Below are 6,303 nucleotides of genomic sequence, written 5' to 3' on the forward strand. Positions count from 1 at the left end.
CGAGGTCGACCGCAACCTGGTGAACATCCGCGACGTTGCCGTGCAGACCACCCAGGGCGCCGAGCAGACCCGCGGCGCCAGCCACGAGCTGTCGCGCCTGGCCAACGACCTCAAGGGCATGATCGGTCGCTTCGTGGTCTGACCCGCAGGCGAGCTAGGGCGTCGCGCGGCGCAGCACCAACTGCCCGCCGTCGCCCTTCTGCACCCGGTAGTCGCCCTCGCCCTGGCGACCGAGGAGCATCAGGGTCAGGCCGCCGCGTTCGAGCAGCGCGATCCCGGCCGGGGTAGGCCTCCAGGCGCGCGGCTCGCTGGGCAGCCAGCGCGTGAGGCAGGCGGTATCGCCGCCCAGGTCGTAGCCACTGGCTTCCGCCACTTCGCTGTCGCGCAGCTCCAGGTGGCAGATCGCGGGCGCCTCGTCCTGCTGCAGGGTCCATTGCCCGGCGAGATCGGAAGCGCTGAGAAGAATCAGACTGCTGGCCATACTGATACCTGTGCTGAAAAAACCGCAGAGCAAGCAAACCATCCTGGAGAGCTTCGCGCTTGCCGACATCGAGAGATCTCCTTCAAGCCTGGAACATCGGATAACACGGCGAACGCCGCCCGCCATCCTCGCTTCGAACGCCAGCGCGCGCCAGGCGCCGCGGGCCTCCGTTCGTCCGCCGGGCCGCCGGCCCACGGGCGCGCCACAGTTCACAACTTCGCTCCTGTGGAAGACACCTATCAATTCGAACAGTGCCCGGCCGGCCGAAGGGCCGCGGTTCGTACCGCCGCACCGAACCGCGCCCGTGTCAGCGCGTCAGACGACGATGTCGGCCTGGGTCGCCTGGCCGATCAGATTGATCGCGAAATCGGCATGGGCGTCCCCGCTGAAGTCGATCGCCAGGCTGCCGGCCTTGCTCGCCGCGTCGTAGGACAGGATCGCCTGGCCGGCCTTGCCGGCGAAGGCGTCGACGTATTGCAGCACCAGCCCGCCGTTGACGAAGGCATCCAGCCCGGACAGGTCGATCTTGTCCTGGCCGCTGACGAAGTCGCGCAGGGTATCCGGCGCCGCCGCGGAGGACTCGGCGATATCGCCGTAGACGAAGGTGTCGGCCCCCGCGCCGCCCCACAACTGGTCCGCGCCGAGGCCGCCGTAGAGGATGTCGTTGCCGGCGCCGCCCTTGAGCACGTTGGCCACGTCGTTGCCGATCAACAGGTCGCTACCCGAGCCGCCGATGGCGTTTTCCACGGTGACCCCGGCAGCGATCGACACATTGCCCTTCAACCCGCCGACATCGGACAGCGCCTTCTCGTTGAGGTTGATCTTCTGGTTCTGGCTGAAGCCGGAGAAGTCCAGGGTGTCGTTGCCGCCGGCGTCCCACACCGAGAACACCAGCTTGGAACTGGACGAGGTGGCGCTGTAGAAGTCGCGCTCGGTGTTGGAGTTGAAGCCGTACACCGTGTCGCCGGTGCGGGGGGTCAGGTTGGCCCCGTAGAGCTTCTGGATCGCCGCGATGTCGTCCAGCAGCGGTGCCGAGGAATAGGCGCCCTTGAAGTCCTGGCCGGTGTTCTGCTCTTCCCAGTAGCTCATCACCGAATAGGCGCGGGTGTCCTCGGCGTAGGTAGCGTCGGCGTAGGTGGGATCGCCCTCGCCGGCGTTGTAGTCGCCGGGGTGGCTCAGGCCCAGGGTATGGCCGATCTCGTGGGTCAGGGTCTGGCGTCCGTAGTTGCCGTTGGCCGGATTGACGTTGGCGCTGTAGCTGCTGTTGATCAGGTACCAGGATTGCCCCTTGAGCGCATCCGGTACATCCGGCAGGAAGGCGAACGCCGCACCGCCGACACTACTGCTGAAGTTGCCGAAGGTCAGGTCGCCCTGGTCGCCCTGGCCGGCGTCGACGAAGTGGATATTGGTGACGTCCGACCAGGATTGCAGCGACAACTTGGCCTGGGCCTGCTGCTGCGCGGAAAAGGCGCTGAACTTGCCCAGCGAGTAGATATCGCTGACATACTTCCACGGCGTATTGAAGAAGTCGTTCGGTTTGGTCAGGAACGAATAGGACAGGGTCAGCACCGAGTCGCCCGGCGCTTTCTGCCAAGACGCCTGTTCGCGGAGGATCTGCTCCGCCGCCTGGTCGACGGTATAGGACGGATGGCCATTGACCAATTCGTCCCCGCCCCGCGCATAGGCATGCAGGAAGTTGTCTACCTGGGTATACGCATCGCTACGACCTTTCAATGCAAGAGAATTGCTGGACATTGTCATATCCCTTTAAGTTGTAAAGGAAATAACTCGGATACAATTATCGGATGGATAATTGCAGTTATCGGCCAGATCAGGCCGAAGTCCAAACTGACACAGCTCATTTTCCAATGTCCACAGGTTTCATGAAAAAAATTAAGCTGCACTTAAAGCATATGCACGAACGAATTCCGCATATATGAAATCATGCAGGAAAGATAAACTACCGAAGACACTGGAATATTATAAAAACCGTTTCATATAAATAGCGCCTTATTGAAAAAACAATTCCATGCGTATTGTTCGACCTCTGTCGACCCGCCCGGGACATCGACTTCACGCCAGGCGAACAATTGCCTGCACGTCCTTCGCGGTCTCAATTGAGCGCGCTCCGGTTTTCCTCCGTATCGGTCTTCGACAGGGTGTGCAGCGGCGCCGGGCAATCCGTCGTCGCGCAGTCGCGGCGGCGCGCCGGCGTCTCGCCGGAAACGAAGTTCGCCGCCACCAGTTCCAGGTCGGCTTCGTCCAGCACCCCGGCGTAGAAACGCAGGCGTGCCCAGGCCGTGAGGTAGTCGTACTTGGCCTTGGACAGCTCGTTCATCGCGCTGTACAGCGCCTGCTCGGCGTTCAGCAGGTCGAGGTTGACCCGCACCCCGGCGGCGATGCTCTTGCGCGTGGCCATCACCAGCGTCCGCGCCGAATCCACGGTCATCTCGTAGGCGCGGATCTTCGCCGCGCTGCTGCTGCTCTGGTTGTACATCTTGCGCACCTGGTTGAGGGTCTCGCGGACCTTGTCGTCCAGGTCGTAATGGCTCTTCTCCATGCGATGCGTGGCCTGGCGCGTCGCCGCCAGGGTCTCGCCGCCGGAGAACAGCGGAACGCTCAACTGGATGCCGACGCTGTCGGTCTCGTAGCGCTGGTTGTAGGTGTTCTCCGAACCGGACTTGGACTTGCCGGTGCTGGCGTACAGGCCCAGGCGCGGCAGGAAGTCGGCGCGGTTCTGCTCGACCTCGTAGCGGGCCACGTCCACCGCGTGGCGCAGCGAGGCCAGCTCGGGATTCTCGGCCAGCGCCAGGTCGCGCCAGGCGGTGTAGCTGGCGGGGCTCAGCGGGCGCACCTGGAAGCGTTCGCCGAGCGGCGCCAGGTCGGCGATCTCCAGCGGCGCCCCGACCAGCCGCTCCAGCTCGCGCAGGGCGGCATCCTGGCTGTCCCGCGCCTCGATTTCCTGGGCCTGGGCCAGGTTGAAGCGGGCCTGGGTCTCCAGGGTGTCGGTGCGGGTGCCGTTGCCGCGCTCGAACTGGCGCTGGTTGAGCTGGAACTGCTCGCGGTAGGAGCGTTTCTGCGCCCGCGCCAGTTCGATCTGGTCCTGGGCCAGCAGCGCGCCGGTATAGGCTTCCAGGACCCGGACCAGCAGTTCCTGGCTCTGGCTGCGGAAGCGCTCGTCGGACAACAGCGCCTGGGCCACGCCCTTGCGGTAGCGGCTGAAGGCCTCGTAGTCGAACAACGGCTGTTGCAGGCTGAGGGTGGAGACGTAGCTGTCGTAGTCGCGGTCTTCCTTGAAATCGCCGCGGGTGGTGGCCTGGGTCACATCGGACCAGCTGCGCCCACGGTTGTAGCTGTACACCAGGCGCGGCAGCAGCGCCGCGCGGCCGAGCGCACGGTATTGCCTGCCGGCCTCGTGCTCCTGGATCGCGGCCTGGAACTGCGGGTCGTTCTCCAGGGCCAGGTGATAGCCGTCCAGCAGGCCGAGGGCGAAGGCGTCCTCGCGCAGCAGCAACAGGAAGGCGCCGAACAGCCAGGTCATCAGGCGGCGCATGGTCATCGGTCAGTTCTCCGCCAGCGCCACGTGGGCGCGGTCGAACAGGGGCTTGAACAGGTAATTGAGCAGCGAGCGCTCGCCGGTGCGGACGAACACCTGCACCGCCATCCCCGGGCGGATCTGCAGGCCCTTCAGCTTGCCCATCGCGGCCGCGTCGACCTGGGCGCGCAGCGCGTAGTAGGGCTGCTTGTTCTGCTCGTCGAGCAGGCGGTCGGCGCTGACCATGGTCACCTCGCCGGTGACCCGCGGGGTCTTGCTCTGGTTGAAGGCGGTGAACAGCATCTCCACCGGCAGCCCGCTGTGGATCCGGTCGACCAGGTTCACCGCGAGCTGGCCCTCCACTTCCAGGCTGTCGCTGTTGGGCACGATGTACATCAGCAATTCGCCGGGGCCGATCACCCCGCCATCGGTGAACACCTTCAAGCCGGCCACGTAGCCGCTGACCGGCGCGCGGATCTCGGCGTGGCGCAGTTCGTAGCGCGCCGAGGACAGCTCCTCCCAGAGCGTCCGCGCATTGACCTGGGTTTCCGCCAGCTGCCCGTTGACTTCCTTGCGGTACTCCTCCTCGCGTTGGGCGATGCGCATCTGCGCCTCGGCGATGCTCTGGCGGATCTGCCCGAAGCGACCGCTGCTCTCCGATAGCCGGGCGTTCACCTCGGCCAGTTGGCGCTCCTGTTCGAGCAACTGGTTGCGCGGCATGTAGCCTTCCTCGGCGAGGTCGCGCGCACCGCTCAACTGGCTGTTCAACAGGCGTTGTTGCAGGCGCTGGTTGCCCTCGGTCTGGCGCAACCCTTCGAGCTGGGCGCGCAGCCCCTCGATGTTCGCCCGCAATGCGGAGAGTTCGTTGGCCAGCGCGGTCTGGCGGCTGTGCAGCAACTGCCGCTGCAACTCCAGGCGCTCGCCGAGGGTCGGCAGCGGGGCCTGCTCGGCCAGCCCCGCGGGCATCTCCAGGGTCCGCCGGCCGTCGTATTCGGCCTGCAGGCGCGCCTGGTTGAGCCGCGCGTTGGCGTACCGGTTGAGCAGCGAATCGACGTTGGCCCGGGCCTGGGTCGGTTCCATGCGGATCAGCGGCTCGCCCGCCTCCACATGCTGGCCGTCGCGCACCAGGATGTGCTTGACCACCCCGCCCAGCGGATGCTGCACCGACTTGCGCTGGCCGGAGATGATCACCGTGGCCGGCACCGCCACGCCCTGGTCGAGCGGCGCGAAGGCGGCCCAGAGCAGCGCGCCGCCGAAGCCGAACAGGACCAGCAGCCAGCCCAGTCGCGCATAGGCGTTCTCGTCGCGTTTCACCGTGCGGGTCATTCCACACCTCCCTGGCGCGGCGCGGCCACCACCTGCGGCGCGCCGTAGCCGGCCACCCGGTAGTCCGCGCGCTGCTGCGACGCCGACGCGGCGCGCTGGTTGTTCAAGGCGGCGAGCACCTGGTCGCGCTCGCCGTACAGGTGCAACTGGCCGGCGTTCAGCGCCAGCAGGCGGTCGGCGCAACCCAGCACGCCGGCCCGGTGGGTGATCAGCAGCACCGTGCAGCCACGCGCCTTGAGCGCCTGGATCGCCGCCAGCAGCGCCTGCTCGCCGCTGTCGTCGAGGTTCGAGTTGGGTTCGTCGAGCACCACCAGGGTCGGCGCGCCGTACAGCGCCCGGGCCAGGGCGATGCGCTGGCGCTGGCCGCCGGAAAGCCCGGCGCCGCCGACGCCGAGCACGGTGTCGTAGCCCTGCGGCAGGCGCAGGACCAGTTCATGGACCCCGGCCAGGCGCGCCGCCTCCACCACCTTGTCGGCCTGCACCTCGCCGAAGCGGGCGATGTTTTCCGCCACCGTGCCGGCGAACAGTTCGATGTCCTGCGGCAGGTAGCCGATGCGCGGGCCGAGGGTCTCGCGCTCGTACTGGCGGATCTCGGCGCCGTCCAGGCGCACGCTGCCGTGCAGGGTCGGCCAGATGCCCAGCACTACCCGCGCCAGGCTCGACTTGCCGGAGCCGGACGGACCGATCACGCCGACCACCGAGCCGGCCGGGATCGCCAGGGTCAGGCCACGCAGGGTGCGCGCCTCGCTGCCGGGCGGCGCCGCGTCCAGCGATTCCAGCAGCAGGTGGCCACGCGGCTCGGGCAATTCCATGCGCCGCTCGCGGGCGGGGAATTCGTCGAGCAGGCCGCTCAGCCGGCGATAGGCATCGCGCGCCGCGCCCCACTGCTTCCACACGCCGATCAGTTGGTCGATAGGCCCCAGCGCACGTCCCATCAGGATCGAGCCGGCGATCATCATCC

General features: G+C 66.8%; 5 protein-coding genes and 1 pseudogene. 1 reads left to right on the forward strand and 5 read right to left on the reverse strand.

The genetic code is table 11. The features are described from left to right. The coding region (locus HMPREF2716_RS30035; RefSeq protein ID WP_168168083.1) for a methyl-accepting chemotaxis protein at nucleotides 1–142 on the forward strand (142 nt) is incomplete at its 5' end. Nucleotides 143–154: 12 nt separating this feature from the next. Here HMPREF2716_RS30035 and aprI read toward each other — a convergent pair. The 5 genes and pseudogenes from aprI to aprD form a co-directional block, all read right to left on the reverse strand. After that, nucleotides 155–550: an alkaline proteinase inhibitor AprI gene (gene aprI, locus HMPREF2716_RS15830; protein ID WP_003082543.1), complete on the reverse strand. Its 396-nt coding sequence runs from the start codon at nucleotides 548–550 to the stop codon at nucleotides 155–157. A 246-nt stretch (nucleotides 551–796) separates the two neighbouring features. Next, entirely contained in the window at nucleotides 797–2,236 is a 1,440-nt protein-coding gene (gene aprA / locus HMPREF2716_RS15835) for a serralysin family metalloprotease AprA (protein WP_070621954.1), read from the reverse strand. 358 nt (nucleotides 2,237–2,594) lie between these two features. Continuing rightward, a complete protein-coding gene (gene aprF / locus HMPREF2716_RS15840) occupies nucleotides 2,595–4,040 on the reverse strand; it encodes an alkaline protease secretion protein AprF (RefSeq protein ID WP_003086727.1) in 1,446 nt (481 codons plus the stop codon). A 3-nt stretch (nucleotides 4,041–4,043) separates the two neighbouring features. Continuing rightward, the gene (aprE, locus tag HMPREF2716_RS15845) at nucleotides 4,044–5,342 is read right to left on the reverse strand and encodes an alkaline protease secretion protein AprE (protein WP_003082540.1); all 1,299 of its coding nucleotides are present in this window, start codon (nucleotides 5,340–5,342) and stop codon (nucleotides 4,044–4,046) included. Continuing rightward, nucleotides 5,339–6,303, reverse strand: a pseudogene (gene aprD, locus HMPREF2716_RS15850) (alkaline protease secretion ATP-binding protein AprD); the annotation flags it as partial. The pseudogene aprD and the gene aprE, both read right to left, overlap by 4 nt.

Origin of the sequence: Pseudomonas sp. HMSC076A11, from assembly GCF_001810205.1 — a bacterium.
GTDB lineage: Bacteria > Pseudomonadota > Gammaproteobacteria > Pseudomonadales > Pseudomonadaceae > Pseudomonas > Pseudomonas aeruginosa.